Genomic DNA, 25,077 nt, shown 5'->3' on the forward strand with positions numbered 1-25,077 from the left:
TTTGAAGTTGGGACACCGACCTTCACACAAATCGACCATTACAGGCTGCGCAAGTGGATAAGGTCATCGCCACACCAAGCACAGATTCAGCTCCTACTGTCGTGTATGGAGATGAGGCTGGAAATACCGGGCCAGAGTTGCTCGATCCTCAACAGCCGGTCTTTGTCTTGGCATTTACCGACTATGCAGTAGGCGAGGCCCAGACTCTTCTCTCAACAATCGCAACGAATGCGGCAGAAGTGCATTTGACAGCGCTTCTTCGTCGGAGAAGCGGGCTGGCCCGCCTAGCGCAGTTCTTTTCACATCCATTGATGGAGCCTTCGAGAGTTCGCACTTTCGTGATCAACAAAGAGTACATGGTCGTCACGAAAGTCGTAGACCTGCTAATTGAGAACGTCGCGCATGAGATGAACTTCGACCTCTATCAAGATGGTTTGAATATCGTGATGGCCAATCGGATCTACGCTGTCCTTCATGAGCTAGTCGGTCCGGAGCAGCGTCTAGCATTCTTAAGATCCTTCGTTTCAATGGTTCGACAGGCCAGCGATAGCAACATCGCTGGCTTCTATCAGCAGCTTGGTCTGTTGACTTCCGCCATCCCGTCTATCCATCGGGAAGTCTGCGACGAGTTTCTATTACCTCTCGATTTCAGTCGCACCATAGTCCGAGACGTACTCGACGGCGAAAGCAACGACAAGTACACCTTGGATCCGATCATTCCAAGCACCTTCAGCTTGGCGTACGAATGGGCGAAGCGACATCCAAACGGATTTGCTCTCGTTCATGACGAAGCCAAGACCCTCCGTCTCAAGGAACATCAACTCCGCCTCTTTATGGACTCTCGCCTATCAGGCATTGAGGTTGGCTACGACGAGAGGAAGCATCCCGCACAGCTGCCGATTCGCGACATTCGCTTTGCAGCCTCACATGAAGAGCCTTCCATTCAAGTAGCCGATGTGGTTGCAGGCGTCACCATGAGGGCGTTTGCAAAAAGGGTCGATGGATCGCAGCGCGCTGAGGAAGACGAGTTCTCCAGCTTTCACCTGCAACGGTTTCTCGCTGGTGGCATTTGGCCGACTGACGACTACACACCGGAAGATTTGGGGATGAGGTATCAGGGAGGCTTGCATCCGGTCGATGCATATTCTTCGATTCTCGGAGAGGATAAAGAAGGTCTTTGACCTCGCGACATTGGCGGCAGTTCGCCGCAATGGCGACTTCTGCTCAGACGCTGCGGCCCCTACCTAGGTGCTCAGAATATGGTTCCGCTTCCTTCAAAAAACTCGCTCTGCTGCGCAGAACGACCCAAGTAGACCGGCCGTCATGCCCACCCAGGAATGGGGGTAGGTGTCCATCCACCTTGCCTTTGAAAACCACGAGGTTCAGAGTAGCCCTACTCAACAAACGAGGGGACTAAATGGCTGCGTACTTTCATCTCAAGGCCTCTGGCACCCAATGGATGTTCAATCTCAAAGGCGGAAACGGCGAAACCGTTCTAACCAGCGAGCGCTACACCACCAAGCAGAGTGCTGAGAGCGGCATCGCGTCGGTGAAAGTTAATGCACCACTAGATGCGCGCTATGACAGGCTCACCGCGAAGAACGGGCAGCCATACTTCGTACTGAAGGCGGCCAATGGACAGCCTATCGGCACAAGTGAGACCTACTCATCAACCACAGCTCGGGACAACGGGATCCAGTGGGTGAAGGTGAACGCGCCTGGCGCTCCAACGAAAGAATGAGTCGCGCAGCTGCGTCGCTCCTTTTCGCCCTGTGACTACTCGCGACACCTTTGCCGCCACCAGTCGGCGAGCGGGTTGGAATTGCTGTTCCTCAGCAAGCCCAGTGCTTCGACTTGCCGAATTGCCGAGATCGGTCGCGACCTGCCGTTGAGAACAGCCTCGTTTCGATAGAGCGCTGCCAGCAGCGCGCGACCATTTTCCAGCTGAAGTGAGAAGACCGAAGGCATTGCGCCCATCTCCGAAAGCCGGATGACGGGCCCGTCGCCAAACCTGCGGGTACACAGAAAGCATTCGCTGAGGTACGCGCACTTGCCGGCGAGGCCATCCGTACGGACCAGGCTCCACGGCAACTCGATCTGCGATCGGCATGACCAACATGCGTCTTCCAACAAGCAATGGTGCTCAGGGCAATAGCACCAGGCGGCATAGCGGCAGTGGATACCGAAGTACGGCGCCCTCTGCGATCGAGCACATAGAGGGCATACCCGGTACCGCGGCCTGCCCCGCTTCGTCCAGAGAAGCAGTCGGTGCCCGCCTGGATCCAAACGCTGCGTCGCCGCCATAACGCGCTGGGTGGCAGCAAACGCACCTTTTGACAGACCACAAACCGACAAGCGCTGTCCCAGGCCAGGGCGAAGCCAGTCCTGGTCAACATCTCGAGAACCCACGCCTAAGAAGGCAGTGAACTCCCTCAGAGTGGCACCCTGGCTGAGTGCGGCACGTGTCACCCATGACGCGGGGGACTCCAATGCCAGCACATCCGGAAGCCCGACCAGCTGCGGTCGCACCGTCCTCACGTGAAGAGCCGAAGCTGACCGCGCGCCTTTCGCCCCGTCAGGCTGGTGCCATGCTTAGGCCGATTGCGCATCCAGGCCAGCAAGTCAAGGGTCACGTCACGGTCTGCCTGCTGGGTATTTCGCCTCAGGATCCGTTCGAACCCATCCTCATGCAAAAGAGACCGCATCTCCGTCGAACAGGGACGGCGCAATTCACCGATCGCCTGGAGCCGCTTGATTCCACGCTCGACGATCTTGGCAACTTCGCCCGGGGCCGGCACACACCTCGACAGCTCGCGAGGTGGAGTAGCACCATCGTCCTCCTTCACACCTGCTGCGTGGACGATAGAGAACAAGCCATCCGCCGTTAGCGCAGAAAACCACCTAGGAAGCTCGTGGCCATCGGCCGAGCGACACGCCCCTCCGATTCCTGCTGAATCCAAGAGCGTCCTCACCCATTCCAGTTGCTCTTCGGAAACCTCAGCCACATCCGCTGCCGACAGATAGTGGCCACACCGACAGACCTCCGGGGCGGGTCGGTCCCAGCTCACCATGGCCTTGCAATGTGGACATCGTTCGGACAGCAATAGCCGATGTCGCTCGCACGCAAATGCCCCCGTGATCTCCCATGCACTCCTGCAGATCGATCGCTCCCGAAGGCAACGCGGGCAATACTGGATTCGGGTTCTGCGCAACGATGGCGAGAACGTCCAACACTGCCCTCGCCATTCGAACCACCGCTGCGCACCCCTTTGGCATTCGACTCCCAGGTTATGGCGCAGCCACACGACTGGGATCCCGACGACGTCTGCCAGGATCGCGATTCGTTCTTGTGATCTGACCCGAAGACCGCCCACCCCCACCCAGTCAACCATGTACCGAAGCCCGAGCCCATTGGCTCTTGCAGAGCGAAGCAATGCGCCCGTTCCACTTTCGTCGGCCTCCGGCTCGACCCTTACCGGCAACGTCACGAGCCTAGACATACGGGTTCTCCGCCTTTCGAACCTCGCCGCAGACGCGCGTGTAGGCAAGCGGCAGATGCGTCGCCTCCAATCGACCACTCGGCGCATCGAGAGCCACCAGAACCATCTCCGTCACCAAGCGCTTGAACTGGCGCAGGTTCCCACCGGTCGCCTTGTGGAGCTTCTCGGCCTCTGCCTTCTCGCCCAGCAGACTCAAGTCGAAGAACGCGCATTGCTTGCAGAACGCCCTGACGAATCCAATCCACAAGTTGCCAGCTTCGAAGTTGCGCAGCTGAAAGCGTGCGCTCAGTCGGTTGTGAAGTGCCTCGTCCACCTCGTCCAGCTGCAGCAGCTCCTCCGTTCCCGTGAGCACGACACCCAACGGCACTTCATCGATGAACTCCCGGATGCAGTCCGAGACCGTAGTGCCATCCGCTTGGCGCGTCCTGAACCGCGTTTGGGAACGGAGGTGGTGAGCCTCGTCCACGAAGAGCATGCGTGATCCCTTCTGCCGGAGTGCCTCGATGAGCACTTCCCTCTTCGCACTCACTGTCTGGGCGGTCACTTGAGGAAACGGATAGCGGATCTGTCGAAGCATGGACCCCACTAGGTGTCCCACATTCGGCTTCTTGGGAAGACGAACCGCCACAGCCCCCTGGCCCTTCTCGAACAGATTCGAGTTGGGCAAGGAGTTGCAGAAGTAGCGTATGAGCGCGGTCTTGCCCATGCCTGATGGACCGACGATCACAGCGCCCTGCTGCAAGGAGAACTCCCGCCCGAGCTGGAAGATGCGATCGCAACCTTGAAGCGAAGCCTTGAAGTCGGGATGGTTGACGAAGACCCGGGCGACTAGGCTGGCCTGCTTGATCGCGTGAACGCTGTATGTGAAGAGGCGGCGAGTCTGCGCCTGTCGCTCCTCTTCATCGGGCTCGTCGAGATCGTCTGCATTGATGTCGATGCTGCTCATGCCGCCTCCAGGTCGAACGAGTCGAACTCAGGAATCGCATCAGCCTCCGACGGGGCAGCCGAGGGCGTCACGAGGACCCGGCAATCTGGTTCCGCGGCTTCAACTCCAGCGAAAACGCGACTCGACGTGAAGCCTGCGGCCCTAGCGGCCATGAGCGAGTCCGCGCGCTTGCCAGGGCGGGTCACGTCCTTCCACATGTCGTGCAGCTGCAACCGCGCGGCCATCAACTGCTCTTCTGCACCGGTGGCGCTCAACTCCTCTCGCTTGAACTTGCGGATCAGACGATGCTGGTTCCAGGACAGGCCTCGGGCGTAGTCAGGCCACAGCCTGTCCGCGGAGTGCCACCGGGTCGGGTTGTGCGGATCCTGAACCTGGATCGTGTCCAAGTCGTCCGGGTCCCATCGACACATCGTCCGAAAAGGCTTCCCCACGCGCTTCCGCAGGTCCAGCAGCTCTCTGCCGCCGTAGGGAATACCCAGCAAGTTGACGCCGCCATGGTCAACCGTTTGAACGTTTGACAACCCAGACGTCAGTCGCAGCGACTTCGGATCGTGCGGATAGGCGGCCGGTGGGCAGCGTTCGATTCCCTCAAGGAACAAGTCGTAGGGGCGAGCCAGCTTCCGCTCGTTGACCTGGAACGGATGGACGTCGACGATGAACTTGGTCAAACCACGAACCAGATCGCTGAACGTGATGCACGCGTCCTTGTAGGGATCGATTCGCAGGACGTTGGCAACATGCTTCGTCACACGCCCCTTGGCAAGCGTCAGGTGGTCCAAGCCTGCGAAGAAGCGCTCGACGTGCGGTTTCAGCCACGGCGTTCTCACCCGGCAGTACGTCATGTCGCTGCCCAGCGACCAGCACATCCGCTTGAAGGCAGCGGCATGGAACTCGAGGCCGTTATCCAGGACGTACTCGTCCGCCACCCCATACGAGAGCCACCGATTCTCAAGGTTGAACCCCGGCGGAAGTTCGCCCTTCGGCTCAATGGCGTTGCGGATCACACCGCTCACGCTGGTCACGCCAGGCCCATAGAAGGACAGGTACATGCCGAGGCCATACCCGGAGAAGGCATCGATGGCAAAGGTGAGGAGTGGCCGCCCAAGCGGAAGCCCGGTCCGGTCACATATTGCCACCCAGTTCAGCGGCGTGTGATCAAGCTCGACCCGCTGCAGCGGGTATGACGCCGCCGCCCCGGTGACGCTGGTGCGGCAGACCATCCGGGCGCGTGCATCTCCTTCTCGCGAAGCGATGCGCTGATAGACATCCACCTCAGCCACCCGACGCCGAAGCGTCGTCAGACTCACCTTCGCATCCTTAGCGGGAAGCGCACCAGCCGCGGTCAACTCCTTCAGGTCACGGACGATGCACCCCTGCGCGTGCTTCAGCGTGTGTCGGTCTCTCGTGAAGTACTCTGCCTTGAGGACTTTGCGGATCGTCTCGTCAACAAGGCAATTCAACCGGAGAGACCTGCGACGCCACCTCGTCTTTGAAACCAGCACAAGGGGATTGAAGCCGGCACGCCGATAGCTCCTATACCAGTCCATGACGGCTGACGCTGAGGGCAGTTTGTCGTCATGAATGCTCCCTGCAGTTGTCTTGATGCACTTGTTGATTGCCTGCCGCTGCCCAGGAGTGGCATGCGCGGCAACCACTCCCTTGATGTAGGCAAGACGTCGCTCGATCTCCTCCATCCAAGCTTTGGGCAACGACCCGATGTCCGCAGCTGGAAGCAGCGACTCTGCATCAACTCCGAGATCTCCTTCTGCTTTACCACCGGACAGCGCTATTCCGCCAAGCACCACCGCGTACTTCTTCGCCCAAATTCCTTTGAGCACGTCGTTCGTATCGAGCAGAGTCGCGCGGCCGGTGAGCACCTCCTCGAACTGCAGTTCGGAGTCACTCAGAACCCTCTTCAACTCCAACGTCCGTTGCCCATGCCTGAGTACCAAACCAACGCTCAATGAGAACTTCATGCTTACTCTCCAGATAGAAGTTTGCTGACCGGACTGGTGTCATCGCGCCCGCTTCTTGGTTCGGCGGCAGATGAACGACACGTGCGCAGATCAGGTGGTAGAAACCGCAAAGGTGATACCGCAGTGGTCGACAAGTTCGAGCATGGGAATCCCGCCTTCGCCCGCGTCACAGAGTGCTGCCGTGACACGCTCCAGCTTGTCCCGCCCAATGTTTTCCTTGCGATAGCGAAGGATCAAGGCGGCGCCTCGATGTTGGTTCTCTCGCTGGATATGGCTCTCTGTCAGAACGACAAACGAGATGCCTCGGGCCACTAGCAGCCGCGACGCCTGGTCAAAGATCTCCTGGTACTCGGCGACCTTGCTCGCGAGCTTGACCTCGACGACCGTCGACGCACCCGAGCGGTACGTGACGAGGAAGTCGGGGGTGTACTTGCGACCCGAGGTCAATGCGAGTTGAAACGGCTGGTGCCGTATGCGACTGACGCTTGAGCACAGCACAGCCCGGTAGACAAAATCGCGCTCAAGCGTCGACTCGCACTCGACTGGAGCATCAAGAATGCCGTTCAGATTCAGTATGCGAACCGTGCGCGCTGGCGAACGGGTGACCACTTTTCTGGCCGGCGGGAGTTCTTCATCCATGCCACCTCCAAGATGCAGTCACGCAGCAAGGCTCCGCCCTCCAACATGACGCGTCGGTGTTGAAATCGGTCGTTGATGGGCATAGCTACGCCCGCGAAAGGTCATACAGACCTATCGTTTTTCAACGAACAAAAGGGGTGGGGACAGGCGGGCCTTGACGCTCGGGAGAGCTATGGCGATACTGAACTCAGGGTACCAACCGGAGTGTTTCGCGACGCTCCGCCCAAGCGGGGCAGGCTGAAAGGTCTGTCCCGTTTTTCTTAGGCGACCTCCTCTCTCGAGCGACGCCTTAGTCGACGAATCGGCTCTGCATGCTGCTCCGCGCATTGGCGTTTGAGTCGCAGCACATCTCTGATGAGGCGGATTTCAGCAGGGTGCAAGTCGGAGATCTGTTCGCGCAGATCCTTGCAGAGAAGAAACGCGTCTCTGGATGCATCCGCTGGCAGCACAAGCTTTCGCTCAGATGCATCAGCGGCTTCATGAACGTCTCGCTGCTCTTCCTCACTTAGCTTGAGGGCGTCGCAGAGGCGGTTCACAAAATCCTGCGCGGGTGGCCCCTTCAGGCCTGACTCCAGCGCAGAGATGTAGCTTTGATCGAATCCCATGAAGCCAGCGAGTTCGGACTGGCGCATGTCGTGGCGCATCCGAATTTCGTAGAGCATGTGTGAGAACGGACTCATGACTTCTCTCGCACGGAATCGACTCCGTGCAGAGTAGTTGCTAGGGCCCTAGGCAGTCTCAGATTTGAAGTGCAACACCCGTACCTTAAGGTGCTGCACATGGGAACTCAATACAGCCATCTCACAGAAGCCAATCGGCTTGCTCTAGACGCCCTGCTCATCCTGGGCCACAGCCAGCGCTCCGCCGCTAGAGTATTGGGCGTCAGCCCGTCCACCGTCTCTCGCGAGGTCAAGCGTGCCAAGGTCTACGGATTCGATCGCTACGTCGCACTCTTCGGCCAGCGTGCCTGTGTCGCCGCTCGCAAGCGAGCTGGCCGGCTGCGCCGCAAGCTGTGCCCCTCTGGGAGTAGTCGCCTGTGGCGCTTGGTCAAGGCCGGCATGCGCCTGCGCCTGTCTCCGCAGCAGATCGCCGGCAGGCTCAAGATCATGAAACACCCTGACTACGTCTCCCACGAGACCATCTATTGCGCCATCTACGCCCAGCCTCGTGGCACATTGCGCACGGAGCTGATCAAGATGCTTCGCAGGAGCCGGGCTGGCCGCATGCCCCGAGCCCGAGGCTCCAAGCGAACCACCTTGCCCAATATGACTTCCATCGCCCTGCGCCCGCCCGAGGTCGCCGCCCGCATCACGCCTGGGCACTGGGAGGGCGATCTCATGAAGGGCGCTCGCAACGCCTCTGCCATCGGCACCCTCGTGGAGCGCATCAGTCGTCGCGTCATGCTGGTCAAGCTCGATGACTTCGGCTCCACTTCTGTGCTCGAGGGCTTCACCAAGCGGCTACGTCGCTTGCCGCCCAGCCTGCGCAAGACCCTCACCTATGACCAAGGCAGCGAGATGGCTCAGCACGAAACGCTGGCCAAGCGGCTGCACATGGACATCTTCTTCTGTGACCCGCACAGCCCATGGCAGCGCGGATCCAACGAAAACGCCAATGGCCTCATCCGCGAGTACCTGCCCAAAGGCATGGATCTGAGCACCGTCACTCAGGCTCAGCTCACCGCCATCGAGAACTCCCTGAACAACAGGCCTCGCGCTATCCTCGGCTTCCTCACCCCCAACGAAGTCTTCGATCAACTCCAGCTCAACCACATCGCTGGTGTTGCGCTTCAAGCTTGAGACCGCCCTATCGGTCAACGAGAATTTTTCCCCTAAGTCCTTGTCAATAAAGAGAAAATTTGTCTCTCAGCGACACATCGCTTCGACGATTTGTCTTTGCGGGACACATTTGTCTTCGCGGGACGTTCTTGATAGCTATCCGTCGCCGTTCCTCCCCTGTTTGTTCTTCGACGCACTTACGTGAGCAGGCGGAATGGCCAAAGCGCCTGCGATCGGCTAGTGTTGTGCCATGGATGCGAAAGTTGCACTCGCGCTCAGAGGCGAGCTACCGCTTGGCGAGCTGTCGAGACAACAGCAAGACGACTACTTCGCCTACCTCGACCAAATCCTTCTACTGCCCTCACTTGCAGAGCACCGATTCTTTGCAGATCGCCGACGCCGAGGTGTCGGAGTAGGCCTCGATGATGAGGGGCGCCTGATCCATCAAGCGCCAGAGCGTTGACGCTTGCCTGCTTGGCAGGCCGTTACTGGGTCGGGCTCGCATAGCGAGTGTTGCAGCCGATTTGGATCTCTCGTCCGAGCGCACTCTGCCCCTCGCCAAGCATTGCAAGCAGCTTACCCAGCGCCTTTTGCCCGCGTGGCGCGAGGACCAAGTCGGACAGCGTCGCGCGAATTCCGAAGCTATTCAACACCCGGTCGACGAGCGGACGAGGCACATCTAGTTTGAAGAACGCGGCGCTGATCGAGATGCCAAGTGAGCCTGCCTTGTCTGCTCCGTACTTGACCTCCATCGACTTGCCAAGCGTCGATAGGGTCTTCTCGAACTTCAACTGCTTGCGTTCGTCTTCCTCTTCCAGTGCCACCTGATACTCAGCGAGCCAACTGCGGAGGCCAACGTGCTTCTCGCGCACGTTGAAGGCGATTGGAATGAGGTCGTCGATGGTGGTCGCCTCCTCAATGATCTGCACAGGAAATGGTGGGAGAACGAGTTGGCCGCAAGTGCCGCTCATTCGCGTCCCGCGATAGCGGAACATCTTCGTCCGCTCAGTTTCGACAAAAGCATTCAGCTTCTCAACCGCACTTTGCTGAGACACGAACATCCGAGTCTCGCGAATGAGTCTTCGACGATTTGGGTGTCCAAAGTACGGCGTTGACGTCATGTGACTGCGAGCTAGCATTCCCGCTCCACCCGACACCAATGCAGAAAGGTGGGGGTCTGGCGATGTCTTTGTTTTCTCCCAGGCCTCCTGAATCTTCTGTAGAGATTCCCTGAGAGTTGGCGTGACGCATAGTTCATCGACCATTGACTTTCGCAGCTCCGAAAGCCCAGGAAGGGAGTAGTCGGCAGCTTGAACCAGCGAAGCATGGTCCAGCGGCGAGAGATGCCCGCCATCGCGCTGCCAGGTGTGGACGTACTCTTTGTCGACGATGAGGGAGTCGAAGCAGACGATGTTCGTCAGAAGAGTCAGCAGCGCGTCAATCTGAATGACACCCGCGCGAACTGGTGCGAACGTGTGGCTGGCACGGTCTGCCGAAAGGGTTAGTTCGCCAACCAGCCGTGGGTCAAGTCCCTTGGAAAGAAGGGCTTCGACATCTTGCAGCGTCCAGTTGTCGATCATCAACGAGTTCGGCACTTCATCTCCTGCCTGCACGGGTTCGCTCTTTGAGGCCTCCCTCTGGCCCTAAATCGGCTTGAAGATCGTGTGATTGCCGCCGTATAGCCGCTCGTAGAACTCCGCAGCGTATCGATCAGTCATGCCTGCGACGAAGTCGCAGATCACGCGCATCCGCGCCGCCTTGTCGCCCGCTTGCGCGTGAAGTTCTTGGAAGTCCTTCGGAAGCAGACTTTCTCCATCCTCTTTCGATAGCGCATTGAAGATCTTCTTCACCACTTCGTAACCTCTGAAGTGAACCAAACGCAACCTAGGCGAGCGAATGACCAACTCAAAGTTCAAGTGTTTCAGAGTTTCGACGAGGAGAAGTGTTTTCTCTTCCAACCACACCTTTGAGAGAGCTGGATGCTTCTCATTGAATTTGAAGCGAACTCCTTCAATAAAGGTTCCGATCAAATCGGAAGTGAACTCGGTTCGGGTGTAGCCATCGGCTCCAAGTGTTTGGGAAGCCGAGTGAGCAGAGAGGATTTTTTGCATCGACTCATCCCGACGCTTTCCCGAATGATGTTCGGGAATGATCTGTTCAAAGATGTAGTAGGCAATCGCGATGATGTTGTCGTCGCTCGCAGTCTTGGTGGCGGCTGACCTTGTTTGGCCTGACTCCATCAGTGCCGCTCTAACCTTCCGGACGACATTCGCTCTGACAGCATCATTGCTGCGGATGTCTTCCAAGATTTGGAGTGGGCTAAGAAATCCGCCCTTCAAGGAGTCTTCCAGATCGTATGTGGAGTACGAGATGTCGTCCGCGATGTCCATGATCTGGCATTCCACCGTCTTGAACTTTGCGGGAGGCTGGCTTCCGTTGAGAACGCGTCGCTTAATCTCTTCAACGAGCTTAGTTTCAGAACTGTAGTAGCCCTTGATTAGCCCCTTCTTTTTGCGTGTTAGCGGGATCTCTCTGTCGTACTTGAGCGTCGCCGCTAACGCGCGGTACGTCAGATCAAGGCCAAGCCTACCGTGCTTGTCTCCGAACGTGGCTCCGCTGTTTGCGGCCTTCTTTTCAAGGCGAGAAAGTATCCGCAGCGTCTGCGCGTTGCCTTCAAAGCCGCCGTACCGATACATGAGATCGTCCAGCGCGTGCTCACCGTTGTGGCCAAACGGAGGATGTCCCAGGTCATGAGCCAAACCCGCAAACGCGACCAGATCGGTATCGAGACTTGCATGCCGAAGTTCGGGAACCTCGGCATTAAGTTTCATGGCTATCGTCGCTGCAACTTGCGAGACTTCGAGGGAGTGAGTCAGTCGATTCCTGAAAAAGTCCGACTCAATTCCCGGATAGAGCTGTGTCTTGTTTTGAAGCCTCCGGAAGGACGGTGCATGGATCAATCTTGCGAAGTCTTTGCGGAATGCGGTTCTGTAGGCCTCGCTTGACTCCTGGCCAGGTTCACCACTAATCCGTTCGCGTTCGACGCTGTTGTACATGTCCTCTCCAAAAAGATATGGGGTCGCGTAGCGACCCCATTTATGCTCCCATTGCCACCTATTTTTTCTTGCTAGACCTAGCAGCGATGTATTGCCCCGACTTCGCGCTTCGAGAGATTGATGGGAGCTCAGATCGGAAAGACTCGCTTCTCGCGATGACGACCGAGAAAGCTGCTCCTTTGTCGCTGCCCTTCTGGACAGCCTTCGCCAAGCCTTTGTTACGCAAAGGTGGCAGTCCAAGCGCTTTGCTCAAGAGCATCTCCTGCAGTTGGTTTCCGCAGTGTACGGGTAGCCCCCACGAGCAAGCAAGTCAACCGGGCTGGTGAGCACGGCGCCCCGGCGCGAAGTGTGATGAGTTAAGTAGATGTTGACCGCTTAGCGTCGTCTGCTAATGAACTATGCAGTCCGAGCATCTGTCAGGTAAGCTTTTTCAATGAGCTGCAATATCGTCCCAGTTGGCCGGCGCCGAGATGGCGGGACGCGCTACTGGTGCCTTGGTCATCACGCAAACGCCACTGCAAAGTACGGCAAACCGGCAGCTAAATGCGTTGCCGCGGATGACGTTCCGATCGCGCCCGAGGACACGCTGGATCTCGACTTCAAGTCATATCCTGGCGGCATCGCGCTTTGGGGGTCAGTGCCAGCGGTCTTTGACACAACCTACGGGCATCCAGATCGCGGTATTCATGTCCATGCTCGGTTGGTCAAGGATGGTGACAAGGTCATCGACAGAACCTACCGAAAGCTGCGCATACCGTTGGCAAAGGATCTTCTTTCTGACGGCTGGGCAGAGGTGGACGAGATCGACGCCATCAACTACATGGTTTCGCGCGTCTTTGGCTTTGACACCATTGCTGTCAACTGCTCCTACTGCGGATTTCCTCACCTGGACCGAGACTGGTTCGCAGTCCACGAACATAGACGGCACCAATGCCATGGCTGTGGAAAGCAGTTCTCGGACAGTGCCGCAGGGGTAGGCAATCCGTTAGCGACACTTCGCCACATGCTTCGTGCTCAAAAGCCCAAACTCACGCCGGCAAAGAAGAAAGCTAAGTTCAAACAGAGCCAGTTTCCAGGTGGGATTCAGATCTGGGGCTCGAACCCCGCCATCCTGTGGACCTCAGGTCGTGCCGAGGAGGACGGTATCCACGTTCACGCTTTTGCGTCGACCACTGAGAACTTGCCGAGCGGGTTGGATGACACGTTCGCCGAAGTGACCATCGATGGCATCAGGCTGGATGCAGCCCAAGTGCGAACCTATATGGCGCAGTCCGCGATGCCACATATAGATGGAAGGGTTGTCGAACTCATCTGCCCTGACTGTGGGCTATCTCATTTCGACCAGAACGAGTGGTCCTACACCCCGCACGTCGAGCACAGCTGCCATTCTTGTGGTTGCACTTTCTTCGCTTCCGGAAGCTTGAAGAAGACCATCGGAAATCCCTTCGCTGGCGTGCGACTGGAGCTCGCGAAGCGAGCGCCCAACCCGCTACGCAACGACAAGCTAGGGCTCCGCCCGGAAACCATTTAACTGAGATCGGCCTCGGCGATTTCGGGGAGGAATCCACCGCGCTCGCGCATGAGCTGGTACGCAGCGAATGCATCGATTTTGGTGAGCAACCCCGCCCTTACAGCTTGGCGCAGTAAGCCGATGGACCCGGTCAAACGAGCTTCGCCCAGTACCTGTGCAATCACCCTGCGCGCCGCCTTGTCATCACAGGCTACAGCGCAACCAAGAGTGATCGCGGCAAGGATGCACTCTGTCTCACCATTGTCGAGCTGCCATTCAGCCTTAGCTCTCAGAAACTGCGCAACACCAATCAATTTGTCGTCGACAAGCGCCAGCCCACCCGCCGCCACGGCAGAGTCAATCGCTAGTGCGACAGTGCGCGACTCGTCTCGCACGACTGCACTGACCTGAAACTGCAACCCTGGAACGCGGAGGATCTTCGACAGCACTTCGCCGTTGGCGAGATTCAAAAGAGTCGAAGCATCCAGGATGTGGATCACACGGCGATTTCCGCGTTTGCCACGAACAGAGCGGAGACCGGCACGTTGAGCAGTTCCGCTGCTCGACCGACCGATATGTCCCCGGCCCTCACCTTACGCGCCGCAGCTTGGAGAAGTGCTGGCGAGGTTTCCACCGCAATATCTGGGCGAGCTGGAATACCTAGATCTGCCGCCCGGCGCTCAGGATTCTTGTGTTCGTCCTGCAGCTTTTGATATAGCGCTCGCGCTCCGCGTGGGGGGACCAGGCCAAGGCCCTCACATCGCCGCGCGGCGACTTCAAAGCTCACATGGAATAGATGCGCGAGCCATAGGATTTCAATGTCGCCTAGTGGACCTTTTGCGCCCAACTGCTCTCGAATGGCTTTGACAGCTAACAACACCCCGTGCCGGGGAAGGATCAAGGCAGAACCAAAAGCATCAGCGAATTTTTCTTCATGCTTGCGAGGCGTGCTCGGAATACCGTCGAAGTCCTCTTGCCTATCGAAATGGGCGTAGCCACTCGCTCGGTCATCGTGGTGAGCGACGAGATGCCCGAACTCGTGCGCCATGGTGAAGAGCATTCGAGGTTTGAAAGCACGCGCCCCCAGAACCATCAGGGCGTAGCCCTCGACAATTGCCGAAACTCCTTCGATAGCTGGATCCCGGGAGTAGAGGACGAAGACTCCCAGCTCGTGAGCAACCTGCGGCAAGTTCGGAAATGGTTCCTTGTCGTCTAGACCCGCGAATGCTTTCCGGAAAAGCTGCGCGAACTCCTCGGCCGCTTCGAACTTTGACTCCATGCCGCGAAAGAGATCAAGCCAAGCCGTGTTCCCTGGCAATCCACGCCCAATCGTCAAGGCATCACGGACCTGAGCCGAAACCACCTCGACTTCAGAGGATGCTTCGACTTCTCGCTGCCCCAGCGTGTGCCGAAAGAGCGCCTTAACGGGCTCTGCCGGTTCAGAGTCAAGCAAGGTCTCCAAAGGAAGGCGCAGCGACTTCGCGATCGCTCGCATCTCAGCCAAGCTGGCGTCGGCACCGCCAGCGATCTGCACCAAGCGTTCTGGCAGTAGGCCCGCCTTTGCCGCAACCTTATCCACGGCGAGCTTGCGGCTGGCTAGATGCTCGCCGAGATTCATCACGATGCGGCCTCTCGCTTAATACCCATCAACTCGCGGCGTAGCCTGTCAGCCTGCTCATCAGTAAGTTTCCGATGACGCCCTACGACCTGCGCCACACGCGGCCCCGATCGGTTAAACAGGTTTGACAAGATCTCGACAGTGCGCTCGCGCCCTATCTCAACCTCGCGAGGGGTCTCAAGCACCACGGGATTGCAACCCACAATGTAGTTCTTGATCCGGTTCTCGAACGTCTCAGCCTTGTGAGTGTCTTGGGGATGCTGGAGCCCATCCGGGGTAACGATGATGTTGCCGATCTTTTTGCCTGCTTCAAAACGCAACGCGTTTTCTGGAAACTTGCTGAGAGCCGCGAGTTGGTCTTCCAGCTTCTCGGCGATTTCCAAACCACCGATTACGTATTGGCGATGCTTCGGTCCCATGCTGCCGCTGATCACAAAGATCTGATCGCCTGGACGCACCAAACGCCTTAGGTCAGGCCGACAACTACCCATGGTGGGACGTGATCCAGAAGTAAGGAGCGGATCTGCCAGCGGATGGCCCATGCCTGGATCTGACCTAGGCGAAATAAAGATGTAGCTGGACATGGGCTGTTCCTCAGAGCGGGCCTACCTGTATTTTTAGACAGTATTCCTTTTAGTGCAAGGCCAACGGACTACCTCCGAGCTCGCCGTTCGGAAGTCAGTGGCGAAAGTTCGAGAGTCAACGAACACCGACACCTCGCCTGCCCTCTTGAAAGCGCATCTCCCGCCCCTATAATTCCGTCTGCTAGCACTCAACGAACTTGAGTGCTAACGGAGTCGCCAGCCGCGCCAAAGTGCGGCACACGGCAAAGTACATGAGCGCAAACTTCTGTGCTCATCCCATTCAGAACTCGGCTTTGAGTCTCAAGGAGATGCTATGAAACTTCGTCCGTTGCACGATCGTGTGATCGTCAAGCGCCTGGAAAACGAAACCAAGACCGCCTCGGGCATCGTGATCCCCGACAACGCCGCCGAGAAGCCCGACCAGGGTGAGGTGCTGGCCGTCGGCCCGGGCAAGCGCAACGACAAGGGTGATTTCGTGGCCCTGAACATCAAGGTGGGCGACCGCGTCCTGTTCGGCAAGTACAGCGGCCAGACCGTCAAGGTCGACGGCGACGAACTGCTGGTGATGCGCGAAGAAGACCTCTTCGCCGTGGTCGAGAAGTAATCGCTTCTCCCTGCACCTTCCAAACAACTGAATTCGGAGAGATACAAACATGGCAGCAAAAGACGTGGTCTTCGGCGGTGAAGCCCGTGCCCGCATGGTCGAAGGCGTGAATATCCTCGCCAACGCAGTCAAGGTGACCCTGGGCCCCAAGGGCCGCAACGTGGTGCTCGAACGTTCGTTCGGTGCCCCCACCGTGACCAAGGACGGTGTGTCGGTCGCCAAGGAAATCGAGTCTCAAGGACAAGCTCCAGAACATGGGCGCTCAGATGGTCAAGGAAGTCGCTTCCAAGACCAGCGACAACGCCGGTGACGGCACCACCACCGCCACCGTGCTGGCCCAGGCCATCGTGCGCGAAGGCATGAAGTACGTGGCCGCCGGCATGAACCCGATGGACCTGAAGCGCGGCATCGACAAGGCGGTCACCGCACTGGTCGAGCAGCTGAAGAAGGCTTCGAAGGCCACCACCACCTCGAAGGAAATCGCTCAAGTCGGCTCGATCTCGGCCAACAGCGATGAATCCATCGGCAAGATCATTGCCGACGCGATGGACAAGGTCGGCAAGGAAGGCGTGATCACCGTCGAAGACGGCAAGTCGCTCGACAGCGAACTCGAAGTCGTCGAAGGCATGCAGTTCGACCGCGGCTACCTGTCGCCCTACTTCATCAACAACCCCGAGAAGCAGGCCGCGATTCTGGACAACCCGTTCGTGCTGCTGTTCGACAAGAAGATCAGCAACATTCGTGACCTGCTGCCCACGCTGGAGCAAGTCGCCAAGGCCGGCCGTCCGCTGCTGATCATTGCCGAAGAAGTCGAAGGCGAAGCGCTCGCCACGCTGGTGGTCAACACCATCCGCGGCATCCTGAAGGTCGTGGCCGTCAAGGCGCCTGGCTTCGGCGACCGCCGCAAGGCCATGCTGGAAGACATCGCCATCCTGACCGGCGGCAAGGTCATCGCTGAAGAAGTGGGCCTGACGCTCGAGAAGGTCACGCTGGCCGACCTCGGCCAAGCCAAGCGCGTCGAAGTGGCGAAGGAAAACACCACCATCATCGACGGCGCCGGCGCCGCGGGCGACATCGAAGCCCGCGTCAAGCAGATCCGCGTGCAGATCGAAGAAGCCACCAGCGACTACGACCGCGAGAAGCTGCAAGAGCGCGTGGCCAAGCTGGCCGGCGGTGTGGCCGTCATCAAGGTCGGTGCCGCCACCGAAGTCGAGATGAAGGAAAAGAAGGCCCGCGTGGAAGACGCCCTGCACGCCACCCGCGCTGCAGTGGAAGAAGGCATCGTCGCCGGTGGCGGCGTGGCCCTGCTGCGTGCTCGCCAAGCGGCCGGCACCATCAAGGGTGACAACGCCGACCAGGAAGCCGGCGTCAAGTTGATCCTGAAGGCCATCGAAGCCCCGCTGCGCGAGATCGTCGCCAACGCCGGCGGCGAGCCGAGCGTGGTGATCAATGCCGTGCTGAACGGCAAGGGCAACTACGGCTTCAACGCCGCCAACGACACCTACGGCGACATGATCGAGATGGGCATCCTCGACCCGACCAAGGTGACCCGCACCGCGCTGCAAAACGCAGCCTCGGTCGCTTCGCTGATGCTGACCACCGAGTGCATGGTCGCCGAGTCCCCGAAGGACGACGCACCGGCCGCCGGCGGTGGCATGGGCGGGATGGGTGGCATGGGCGGCATGGGCATGGACATGTAAGACGTCCAGGCCTGGCGCCTGCTCGTCAAGAGCAACGCCTCCTGCAAAGGGCTGCTTCGGCAGCCCTTTTTTCGTCTTCGGACACCCGCTCCGGCGTGGGCACCGGTTGCAGGCGCGGGCGCCGCGCGGGTGCCAGGCAGGCCTGCTGCGGCACGCAGAGATCGATGCGGCGCAGGTTGGCCACCCGGTCATACGGCGCCGTCTCGAAACACGGCGCGCAGCCGGCCGCACTCACCTGCACCAGCAGGTCGGGCGAGGTCTCGCCCCGCCGCTGGCGAAAGCGGAAGAGATAGCGCCCCTGCCCATCGGTCATCGCTTGCCCGAGCTGCTCACGCAGGCCGGTGCCGCGGTAGGCGCCGCCGGCCGATTCGCTGGCGCTGCGGTGATAGCGCTCGAAGCGCAGCAGCACCATCTCGGCCGGCGTCATGTCGCAGGTCTGGCGCATGAGCTGGTCCCGCAGCTGGGCGATGGCCCCCAGCTCGGCACGCGTGAGGATGGTTGCCCCCGCCTCCATCGCATGGGCCTGGAAGGGCACCCGACCCACCGAAGCCTGCAGCAGCTTCACCGCCGCGTCCTGGTCGGCGGCACACCGGTCGGCCTCGTCGAGCCGCGATTCGAAGCGCAGCCCCACCGCGGCGCCGGGCAGGCCGTTCGGCAACAACAGCGGGCTCAGGTCGGCCTGCAGGCCGGGCGTCATCCGCCAGCGTTGCGGGTAGAGCTTACCGATCACCGCCTCGAGCGCCGGGTAGCGCGAACACACGGCCGGCACGTCGACCGGCGCGTCGATCACCAGGTAGTCGTCGCGCCGGGGGTTGAAGGGGCTGGACGCGTCGTGTGTCGTCACCTCGCCGTACACCACATGCTCGCAGCGGCTGATGGGCAACGAGCACTCCAGCACCAGGTCGTCATAGGCATCGTCCAGGCCGCCGTCGTTGGAGCCGACCTGCACCCGCAGCAGGCCTGCCTCCACGCTCGGCAAGCCGAGCCGCAGCTGCGAATCGCGCCAAGCCTGGCGGGTCGGCCGGTGCTGCACCTGCAAGGTCCAGTGCGCACCGCTCACGTACACGCGCTCGCCGACGATGCCGTCGTGCATGCCGTTGCCCACGTCTGCCCCCTCGATGACCACGCGCTGCGCGTAGGCGGCATCGCGGACTCGCACCTGCACCAGCCAACTGCCTTGCATGGTGATCGCCATGTCTGATTGCTCCTGAAGTCGACCTGAATGCACCGCAAGCGTCTGCCTGCAAGGCAGCAACTCCGGGCCAGGGCCATGGTCAGGCGGCTCAGAGGCGCTGTCCTTGACGCGGCCTGAAACATCCTGAATTCACGCTCGGGGACGGCCCGGTTTGACAAGCAACCCCCGGGCCGCAAAATGGGCCATGCCTGTGTCCGTGCCCCCGCTGCTCCAGAGCTTCGTCAACGACGAACTGAACCGCACCGCGGACCTGATCTCCCGAACCTGCAGCACCACGCTGGAGCAGCTGCGCCAGCCGCGCGACCACCTGCTCACCAGCAGCGAGCGGCAGCACTACTTCGAACTCGTGCAGGTGCTGCAGGCCCAGCAAGGCGTCTACCAGAAGGCGTTCGTCGAGGCCCTGCGCCGCCTGGTGATGGCTGAAATGGGCCCGGCCACGCAGGCGGAGGCCGGCAGCTTCCGCACCAGCGGCCTGCAGCTGATGGATGAAACCCGGGTCGAGTCCGACATCGAGATCTCGCGTGCCATCCAGCAGATCGACAGCGCCGCGGAATGGGAACTGCGCGAGCTGCAGACCTTCACCTCCACGCTGCGTGGGCAAGCGCACGTCACGGCCGAATCCAACCCGCTGCGACCGCAGTCGTATGCCCGGGCACTGTCGGAAGCCGGCGCCGCGCTGCCGATCACCGCGGCGCAGCAGAGCATCCTGCTGCGCGTCGCGGCCACCGTGATCGGAGGGCTTTTGCGCACCGCCTTCGCGGCGGCCAGCAGCCGGCTCGAATCCCAAGGCATCGAGCCCGGCATCTACCGCACCGTGGTGATCGCCCCCGGCGCGGGCCGCGACGCACCGCCCGAGATGGACGTTACGCGCCCCGGTGCCCTCGACGGCCTCATGCGCAGCATGCCCGGCGGCGGCACCGACGCCGGCCCGGGCACCGGCAGCGAGCCCAGGCGCCGCACCTTGCCGACCGCCAGCCCGGCGCTCGAACAGGCGCTGATGCGCGTCGAGGAGCTGCTGCGCCGCATGCCCACTGGCGACGCCGCGGCCCTGTCGGCGCCACCCGCACCGCTGCGCCTGGCCCACCACCGCGCGGCGCTGATGGCCACCGCTGGCGAGACGGTTGACCGGCAGATCATCGAGCTGCTGTCGCGACTCTTCGAGACCATCCTGTCCGACCGCACGCTGTCGGCGCCGGTGCAGGGGGTGATCGCACGCCTGCAGGTGTCGGCACTGCGCATCGCGCTGCTCGACCCGAGCATGCTCGACGCCTACGACCACCCGGTGTGGCAGCTGCTCGACCGCATCGTCACCGCGGCCACGACCTACCCACACCCTTACGACACGCGCCTGATCGCCCTGCAGGAGTTCTGCGACAAGCTCGTGCAGCAGATGGCCGCCGCCCCGCAACAAGACAGCGCCCTCTACCGCCACAGCCTGGGCCGGCTCGACGCCTTCCTCGCCGACCAGCTGCGCCGCCAACAGCGCGAGGCCGAGCCGAGCGTCGAGGCACTGGTGCGTGCCGAGCAGGCCGAAGCCCTGCAGCGCACGCTGGCCGGACGCCTGGTCGAGCAGATGGCGCACGTGCCGGCGAGTCCGACGCTGCGCCGCTTCATCACGGGGACCTGGTCGCATGTGCTCACGCAGTCGGTGCAGCAGCATGGCGACCAGAGCGAGCAGACGACCGGCTACCTCAAGACCGTCGACGAACTGCTGTGGAGCCTGAAGCTGCCCGACCACCCCAAGAGCCGCCAGCGCCTGCTGGAGCTGCTGCCCGGCCTCCTGCAGCGCCTGCGCGACGGCATGGCGCTGGTGCAGCTGCCACCGGCAGAGCAGCAGGCGGTGTTCGACGAGCTGATGAAGGTCCACTCCGATGCACTGCGGCCCGGTGCCCGCGCAGCGCAATCGAACGCCAGGCCCGACGACCAGCTCACCCCGGAAGAGATCGTGCAGCGCATGCGCGAAGAGCCGCAACCCGAGCTGCCTGAGCCCGATCCGCTCGACGGCTCGGCCTTCAGCGACTCGCTGATCGACCTCGCCTCGCTCGAGACCGTGCCCGCCGCGCTGATGGACAGCGTCGAGCCCGGCAGCTCGGCCGACGAGGCCACGCAGTGGGTGCGACACATGGCGCTCGGCGAGCGCTACCGCCTCTTCCTGCACGGCGCCTGGGCCTGCGTGCAGCTGCTGTGGCGCAGCGAGCAGGGCCGCTTCTATCTCTTTGCGGGCGAGTTGCCGCAGCAGACGCATTCGGTGAGCCTGCGCGCGCTGGAGCGCCTGCGGGCCGAGAAGCTGCTGCGCCCGCTGCACGAGCAGCCGCTGATCCAGCGCGCGGTCGACGGCTTGCTGCTCAACCTCGCCCGCCCGGGCTGAGGCGCCGACGCCTCAGGCGGCGTGCACCCAGTCGTGGAGCACGCAGGCCGCGTCGCCCACACCCGACTTCTTCAGCGCCGAGAAGAGCGCCATGCTCACATCGGCTTCGTCGGTGGAGATCTCGCCCAGCAAGCCCTGCGCGGTGGCGAGGGCCTCGGTGGCTTCGCGCCGGTTCAGCTTGTCGGCCTTGGTCAGGAGCACCAGCAGCTTGACCGAGCCGTTGCCCACCCGCGGCGCCACGAAGTCCAGCAGACGGCGGTCGAGGTCGGTGAAGCCAAGGCGCGAATCGACCATCAGCACCACACCGGTGAGGCTGCGGCGCACCTCCAGGTAGTCGGCCATCACCTTCTGCCAGCGCACCTTGGCGCCCTTGGCCACGGCGGCATAGCCGTAACCCGGCAGGTCGGCGAAGAGCGCATCGGGCGCCATCTTCGGGCCCAGCTCGAAGAGGTTGATGTGCTGCGTGCGGCCGGGTGTCTTGGAGGCGAAGGCGAGGCGCTTTTGCTGCGTCAGCACGTTGATCGCAGTCGACTTGCCGGCGTTGGAGCGGCCGACGAAGGCGATCTCGGGCAGTTCGGTGGCCGGCAGCTGGTCGAGCTGGCTCGCCGTGGTGAGGAAGCGTGCGGTGTGCGTCCAGGCCAGCGCGGTCTTGTCGGCGTCATCGGGCGCGGCGACCGAAGGGTTGGAATTGTTTTGTTCGGTCATGGAGGAGCCCAAAGCCCGGCATTGTAAAATCCCCGGGTTTTGCATCAAAAGACCGAGCCCATGAAGCCCTTCGCCAACCTGCCCTCCTTGCTGATTGCTTGTGCTGCTTTTGCCGCGTTCGCGCCTGCGATGGCCGCAACCCCGGCGGCCCCCGCCAAGCCTGACACCGCCAAGGGACAGGAGCTGTCGACCAAGGTCTGTGGCGCCTGCCACACCGCCGACGGCTCGCGCGGCGCACCGGCCAACCCGATCATCAGCGGCCAGCACCCCGAATACATCGTCAAGCAGCTCGCCGAGTTCAAGGAAGGCAAGCGCGCCAACCCCGTGATGCAAGGCATGGCCGCGCCGCTGTCGGATGCCGACATGAGGAACGTCGCCGCCTTCTACGCCGGCGTGCAGCCCAAGCCCGGCTTCGCCAAGAGCAAGGACACCGTCGCGCTCGGCGAGAAGATCTACCGCGGCGGCATCGCCGAGCGCAACGTGCCAGCCTGCTCGGGCTGCCATGGCCCCACCGGCTCGGGCGTGCCCTCGCAGTACCCGCGCCTGCGCGGCCAGCACGCCGACTACACCGGAGCTCCAGCTCAAGGCCTTCCGCGACGGTGGCCGGAAAAACAGCCCGATCATGACGGGCGTGGTCGCCAAAATGAACGACAAGGAGCTGAAGGCCGTGTCCGACTACATCGCCGGCATGCGCTGAACGCCGCATCCGCACGCATGACAAGGCCGGTCTCTGACCGGCCTTTTTGTTTGTCGTGCCATTTGCCGCGCCGCAGCACCTGTGCCTATAGTGTGGCCACCGACACTCCTGCCTGCGCCATGCCCTACATCCGACGCGGCCCCGATGGTTCGATCGAAAGCCTGCACCGCCGCGACCACGGCGGCATGGAGTTCCTGCCCGAAGGCCACAGCGAGCTGATGGCCTTCGTCGGGCACAACACGCAGACCAACAGCGAGTTCGGCCGGCTCGACGCGGACTTCGTGCGCGTGATCGAAGACGTGATCGACACGCTGATCGTCAAGAACATCATCAACATCACCGATCTGCCCGGCGAGGCGCAGGCCAAGCTCTTCGCCCGCAAGAGCTTCCGCGAGCGGGTGTCGCGCAACTCGTTGCGCCTGTTTTCCGACACGCAGTTCGGCACAGTGATCGACGACACCAATTTCAGCGATCTCACCTGAATCAGCACCTGGTGTGAACCGGCTGTAAGCTCGGCGGCTCCAAGAGCGACCGAGCTTCATTCGCACCAGGAGCTGCCATGCACTACCGCCCCGACCGAGGCTTCAACCACCAGGTCGCCTCCGAGATCACCCCTCGCAGCGTCTACGAGCGCCGCCGCGAGCTGCTCAAGCTGATCGCCGTCGGCGGCGCCGGCATGGCAATGGCCACCTGGGCCGCACGCGACGCACGCGCCCAGACCGCCCGCCCGGGCAAGCTGGCTGCGCTTCCAGCCGTCCGCAGCACCATCGCCGGCGGCGTGACGATGGACAAGCTCACCCCCTACAACGACGTCATCAGCTACAACAACTTCTACGAGTTCGGCACCGGCAAGGGCGACCCCGTGCAAAACGCGCAGAAGCTCAAGACCCGCCCGTGGACGGTCGCCGTCGAAGGCGCGGTGAAGAAGCCCAAGGTCTACGACCTCGACGAGCTGCTCAAGCTCGCCCCGATGGAAGAGCGCATCTACCGCCTGCGCTGCGTCGAAGGCTGGTCGATGGTGATTCCGTGGGTGGGCTACTCGATGTCGGAACTCATCAAGCGGGTCGAACCCACCGGCAACGCCAAGTACGTGGAGTTCGTGACGCTGGCCGACGACAAGCAGATGCCGGGCCTCGGCTCCAACGTGCTCGACTGGCCGTATGTCGAAGGCCTGCGCCTGGACGAGGCCATGCACCCGCTCACGCTGATGGCCTTCGGCCTCTACGGCGAGGTGATGCCCAACCAGAACGGCGCGCCACTGCGCATCGCAATTCCCTGGAAATACGGCTTCAAGAGCGGCAAGTCCATCGTCAAGATCCGCTTCACCGAGAAACAGCCGCTGACCTCGTGGAACCTTGCCGCGGCGCGCGAGTACGGCTTCTACTCGAACGTGAACCCCAAGGTCGACCACCCGCGCTGGAGCCAGGCCACCGAGCGGCGCATCGGCGAAGACGGCGTGTTCGCGAAGAAGCGGCCCACGCTGATGTTCAACGGCTATGAGCCGCAGGTGGGCCAGCTGTACGCCGGCCTCGACCTCGTCAAGAACTACTGACCGGCGGATGCCCGCGCTGCGTTCCCCTTGGCTGCACCCTGCAGCCAAGCCGCTGCTGTTCGTTGCCTGCGCCCTGCCCTTCGCGTGGCTGCTCTACGGCGCCCTGGCCAACACGCTCGGCCCCAACCCGGCCGAGGCGTTGATCCGCGGCACCGGCGACTGGACGCTGCGCTTCCTGTGCATCACGCTCGCTGTCACGCCGCTGCGCGTGATGACCGGCCAGCCGGCGCTCGCACGCTTTCGCCGCATGCTGGGGCTCTTCGCCTTCTTCTATGGCGTGCTTCATTTCCTGTCGTACGGCTGGCTCGACATGGGCTTCGATGTCGACGCCATCGTGCGCGACATCCCCAAGCGCCCGTTCGCCCTCGTCGGCTTCCTCGCGCTCATGCTGATGGTGCCGCTGGCGGCTACCTCGTTCAACCGTGCGATCAAGGCGCTGGGCGCCAAACGCTGGCAACTGCTGCACAAGCTCATCTACGCCATCGTGCTGCTGGGGCTGCTGCACTTCTTCTGGATGCGCGCATCAAAGAACGACCTCGCCGAGGTCGGCCTCTATGCCGCGGTCATCGCGCTGCTGCTCGGTTGGCGCGTCGCACACGCGCTGCGGCGCAAAAAAGCGGGCTGATCACAGCCCGCAAACGCACACCTC

Annotated in this window: 22 protein-coding genes and 1 pseudogene; 10 read left to right on the forward strand and 13 right to left on the reverse strand. The window is 61.4% G+C overall.

Translation table 11 applies throughout. From position 1 onward, the window contains the following. Positions 1-53 precede the first annotated feature (53 nt). Entirely contained in the window at positions 54-1,181 is a 1,128-nt protein-coding gene (locus LRS03_RS13060; RefSeq protein ID WP_257825896.1) for a DUF3800 domain-containing protein, read from the forward strand. Between the two features lie 236 nt (positions 1,182-1,417). Further along, entirely contained in the window at positions 1,418-1,741 is a 324-nt protein-coding gene (locus tag LRS03_RS13065; RefSeq protein ID WP_257825898.1) for a YegP family protein, read from the forward strand. Between the two features lie 35 nt (positions 1,742-1,776). Here the strand turns inward: LRS03_RS13065 and LRS03_RS26915 are convergent, their stop codons facing one another. The 6 genes from LRS03_RS26915 to LRS03_RS13085 form a co-directional block, all read right to left on the reverse strand. Next, entirely contained in the window at positions 1,777-2,538 is a 762-nt protein-coding gene (locus tag LRS03_RS26915) for a TniQ family protein (RefSeq protein ID WP_374685055.1), read from the reverse strand. Continuing rightward, the gene (locus tag LRS03_RS26920) at positions 2,535-3,587 is read right to left on the reverse strand and encodes a TniQ family protein (RefSeq protein ID WP_374685056.1); all 1,053 of its coding nucleotides are present in this window, start codon (positions 3,585-3,587) and stop codon (positions 2,535-2,537) included. The genes LRS03_RS26915 and LRS03_RS26920 overlap by 4 nt, the downstream gene beginning before the upstream one ends. Next, entirely contained in the window at positions 3,493-4,446 is a 954-nt protein-coding gene (locus tag LRS03_RS13070; RefSeq protein WP_257825899.1) for a TniB family NTP-binding protein, read from the reverse strand. Before LRS03_RS13070 ends, LRS03_RS26920 begins: the two co-directional genes overlap by 95 nt. Continuing rightward, positions 4,443-6,422 carry a transposase family protein gene (locus LRS03_RS13075; protein ID WP_257825901.1) on the reverse strand — a complete coding sequence of 660 codons (1,980 nt, stop codon included), beginning with the start codon at positions 6,420-6,422 and terminating at the stop codon, positions 4,443-4,445. Before LRS03_RS13075 ends, LRS03_RS13070 begins: the two co-directional genes overlap by 4 nt. 90 nt (positions 6,423-6,512) lie before the next feature. Beyond that, positions 6,513-7,061 (reverse strand): Tn7 transposase TnsA N-terminal domain-containing protein, encoded by a 549-nt coding sequence (locus LRS03_RS13080; protein ID WP_257825902.1) that lies wholly within the window; start codon positions 7,059-7,061, stop codon positions 6,513-6,515. Positions 7,062-7,321: 260 nt separating this feature from the next. After that, positions 7,322-7,741 carry a helix-turn-helix domain-containing protein gene (locus LRS03_RS13085; RefSeq protein ID WP_257825903.1) on the reverse strand — a complete coding sequence of 140 codons (420 nt, stop codon included), beginning with the start codon at positions 7,739-7,741 and terminating at the stop codon, positions 7,322-7,324. A gap of 99 nt (positions 7,742-7,840) precedes the next feature. Here LRS03_RS13085 and LRS03_RS13090 point away from each other — a divergent pair, with 99 nt between their 5' ends. After that, the gene (locus LRS03_RS13090; RefSeq protein ID WP_257829367.1) at positions 7,841-8,860 is read left to right on the forward strand and encodes an IS30 family transposase; all 1,020 of its coding nucleotides are present in this window, start codon (positions 7,841-7,843) and stop codon (positions 8,858-8,860) included. A 464-nt stretch (positions 8,861-9,324) separates the two neighbouring features. Here LRS03_RS13090 and LRS03_RS13095 read toward each other — a convergent pair whose 3' ends face one another. Further along, complete coding sequence (locus LRS03_RS13095; protein ID WP_257825904.1) at positions 9,325-10,452, reverse strand: hypothetical protein; 1,128 nt, start codon at positions 10,450-10,452, stop codon at positions 9,325-9,327. A 30-nt stretch (positions 10,453-10,482) separates the two neighbouring features. After that, complete coding sequence (locus tag LRS03_RS13100) at positions 10,483-11,895, reverse strand: deoxyguanosinetriphosphate triphosphohydrolase family protein (protein WP_257825905.1); 1,413 nt, start codon at positions 11,893-11,895, stop codon at positions 10,483-10,485. Positions 11,896-12,328: 433 nt separating this feature from the next. On the opposite strand from LRS03_RS13100, the gene LRS03_RS13105 reads away from it, so the two are divergent. Next, the gene (locus tag LRS03_RS13105; RefSeq protein WP_257825906.1) at positions 12,329-13,426 is read left to right on the forward strand and encodes a hypothetical protein; all 1,098 of its coding nucleotides are present in this window, start codon (positions 12,329-12,331) and stop codon (positions 13,424-13,426) included. Here LRS03_RS13105 and LRS03_RS13110 read toward each other — a convergent pair. The 3 genes from LRS03_RS13110 to LRS03_RS13120 are packed head-to-tail and all read right to left on the reverse strand — an operon-like array spanning position 13,423 to position 15,607. Beyond that, positions 13,423-13,905, reverse strand: a complete 483-nt coding sequence (locus LRS03_RS13110; RefSeq protein WP_257825907.1) for a PIN domain-containing protein — start codon at positions 13,903-13,905, stop codon at positions 13,423-13,425. The genes LRS03_RS13105 and LRS03_RS13110 overlap by 4 nt on opposite strands. Then, positions 13,902-15,023: an ImmA/IrrE family metallo-endopeptidase gene (locus LRS03_RS13115; protein ID WP_257829523.1), complete on the reverse strand. Its 1,122-nt coding sequence runs from the start codon at positions 15,021-15,023 to the stop codon at positions 13,902-13,904. Before LRS03_RS13115 ends, LRS03_RS13110 begins: the two co-directional genes overlap by 4 nt. Next, positions 15,023-15,607 (reverse strand): hypothetical protein, encoded by a 585-nt coding sequence (locus tag LRS03_RS13120; protein ID WP_257825909.1) that lies wholly within the window; start codon positions 15,605-15,607, stop codon positions 15,023-15,025. Before LRS03_RS13120 ends, LRS03_RS13115 begins: the two co-directional genes overlap by 1 nt. Before the next feature lie 313 nt (positions 15,608-15,920). Between LRS03_RS13120 and groES the strand changes: the two genes are divergently transcribed. Both groES and groL read left to right on the forward strand, forming a co-directional pair. After that, a complete protein-coding gene (groES, locus tag LRS03_RS13125; protein ID WP_009856121.1) occupies positions 15,921-16,211 on the forward strand; it encodes a co-chaperone GroES in 291 nt (96 codons plus the stop codon). A gap of 49 nt (positions 16,212-16,260) precedes the next feature. Further along, a pseudogene (gene groL, locus LRS03_RS13130) lies at positions 16,261-17,911 on the forward strand (chaperonin GroEL). A 25-nt stretch (positions 17,912-17,936) separates the two neighbouring features. Here the strand turns inward: groL and LRS03_RS13135 are convergent. Then, positions 17,937-19,106 (reverse strand): hypothetical protein, encoded by a 1,170-nt coding sequence (locus LRS03_RS13135; RefSeq protein ID WP_257825914.1) that lies wholly within the window; start codon positions 19,104-19,106, stop codon positions 17,937-17,939. Between the two features lie 196 nt (positions 19,107-19,302). Between LRS03_RS13135 and LRS03_RS13140 the strand changes: the two genes are divergently transcribed. Beyond that, positions 19,303-21,474, forward strand: a complete 2,172-nt coding sequence (locus tag LRS03_RS13140; protein WP_257825916.1) for a DUF1631 domain-containing protein — start codon at positions 19,303-19,305, stop codon at positions 21,472-21,474. A 12-nt stretch (positions 21,475-21,486) separates the two neighbouring features. On the opposite strand, the gene yihA is transcribed toward LRS03_RS13140, so the two are convergent. After that, positions 21,487-22,179, reverse strand: coding sequence for a ribosome biogenesis GTP-binding protein YihA/YsxC (gene yihA, locus LRS03_RS13145; RefSeq protein ID WP_257825917.1), 693 nt, complete (start codon positions 22,177-22,179; stop codon positions 21,487-21,489). A gap of 60 nt (positions 22,180-22,239) precedes the next feature. On the opposite strand from yihA, the gene LRS03_RS26925 reads away from it, so the two are divergent. From LRS03_RS26925 to msrQ, 3 genes are all read left to right on the forward strand, one after another. After that, complete coding sequence (locus LRS03_RS26925) at positions 22,240-23,358, forward strand: c-type cytochrome (protein ID WP_374685057.1); 1,119 nt, start codon at positions 22,240-22,242, stop codon at positions 23,356-23,358. Positions 23,359-23,435: 77 nt separating this feature from the next. After that, positions 23,436-24,428: a protein-methionine-sulfoxide reductase catalytic subunit MsrP gene (gene msrP, locus LRS03_RS13160; RefSeq protein WP_257825920.1), complete on the forward strand. Its 993-nt coding sequence runs from the start codon at positions 23,436-23,438 to the stop codon at positions 24,426-24,428. 7 nt (positions 24,429-24,435) lie between these two features. Next, complete coding sequence (gene msrQ, locus LRS03_RS13165; protein ID WP_257825921.1) at positions 24,436-25,053, forward strand: protein-methionine-sulfoxide reductase heme-binding subunit MsrQ; 618 nt, start codon at positions 24,436-24,438, stop codon at positions 25,051-25,053. Positions 25,054-25,077 lie beyond the last annotated feature (24 nt).

Origin of the sequence: Rhizobacter sp. J219 (assembly GCF_024700055.1) — a bacterium.
GTDB lineage: Bacteria > Pseudomonadota > Gammaproteobacteria > Burkholderiales > Burkholderiaceae_C > Rhizobacter.

Excerpts from the sequence above, each read along its gene's own strand:
- LRS03_RS13065 (WP_257825898.1), top strand. The coding sequence starts at position 1,418 with ATGGCTGCGTACTTTCATCTCAAGGCCTCTGGCACCCAATGGATGTTC.
- LRS03_RS26920 (WP_374685056.1), bottom strand. The coding sequence starts at position 3,587 with ATGCGCCGAGTGGTCGATTGGAGGCGACGCATCTGCCGCTTGCCTACA.
- LRS03_RS13070 (WP_257825899.1), bottom strand. The coding sequence starts at position 4,446 with ATGAGCAGCATCGACATCAATGCAGACGATCTCGACGAGCCCGATGAA.
- LRS03_RS13075 (WP_257825901.1), bottom strand. The coding sequence starts at position 6,422 with ATGAAGTTCTCATTGAGCGTTGGTTTGGTACTCAGGCATGGGCAACGG.
- LRS03_RS13080 (WP_257825902.1), bottom strand. The coding sequence starts at position 7,061 with ATGGATGAAGAACTCCCGCCGGCCAGAAAAGTGGTCACCCGTTCGCCA.
- LRS03_RS13085 (WP_257825903.1), bottom strand. The coding sequence starts at position 7,741 with ATGAGTCCGTTCTCACACATGCTCTACGAAATTCGGATGCGCCACGAC.
- LRS03_RS13090 (WP_257829367.1), top strand. The coding sequence starts at position 7,841 with ATGGGAACTCAATACAGCCATCTCACAGAAGCCAATCGGCTTGCTCTA.
- LRS03_RS13100 (WP_257825905.1), bottom strand. The coding sequence starts at position 11,895 with ATGTACAACAGCGTCGAACGCGAACGGATTAGTGGTGAACCTGGCCAG.
- LRS03_RS13105 (WP_257825906.1), top strand. The coding sequence starts at position 12,329 with ATGAGCTGCAATATCGTCCCAGTTGGCCGGCGCCGAGATGGCGGGACG.
- LRS03_RS13115 (WP_257829523.1), bottom strand. The coding sequence starts at position 15,023 with ATGAATCTCGGCGAGCATCTAGCCAGCCGCAAGCTCGCCGTGGATAAG.
- LRS03_RS13120 (WP_257825909.1), bottom strand. The coding sequence starts at position 15,607 with ATGTCCAGCTACATCTTTATTTCGCCTAGGTCAGATCCAGGCATGGGC.
- groES (WP_009856121.1), top strand. The coding sequence starts at position 15,921 with ATGAAACTTCGTCCGTTGCACGATCGTGTGATCGTCAAGCGCCTGGAA.
- LRS03_RS13135 (WP_257825914.1), bottom strand. The coding sequence starts at position 19,106 with ATGGCGATCACCATGCAAGGCAGTTGGCTGGTGCAGGTGCGAGTCCGC.
- yihA (WP_257825917.1), bottom strand. The coding sequence starts at position 22,179 with ATGACCGAACAAAACAATTCCAACCCTTCGGTCGCCGCGCCCGATGAC.
- LRS03_RS26925 (WP_374685057.1), top strand. The coding sequence starts at position 22,240 with ATGAAGCCCTTCGCCAACCTGCCCTCCTTGCTGATTGCTTGTGCTGCT.
- msrP (WP_257825920.1), top strand. The coding sequence starts at position 23,436 with ATGCACTACCGCCCCGACCGAGGCTTCAACCACCAGGTCGCCTCCGAG.
- msrQ (WP_257825921.1), top strand. The coding sequence starts at position 24,436 with ATGCCCGCGCTGCGTTCCCCTTGGCTGCACCCTGCAGCCAAGCCGCTG.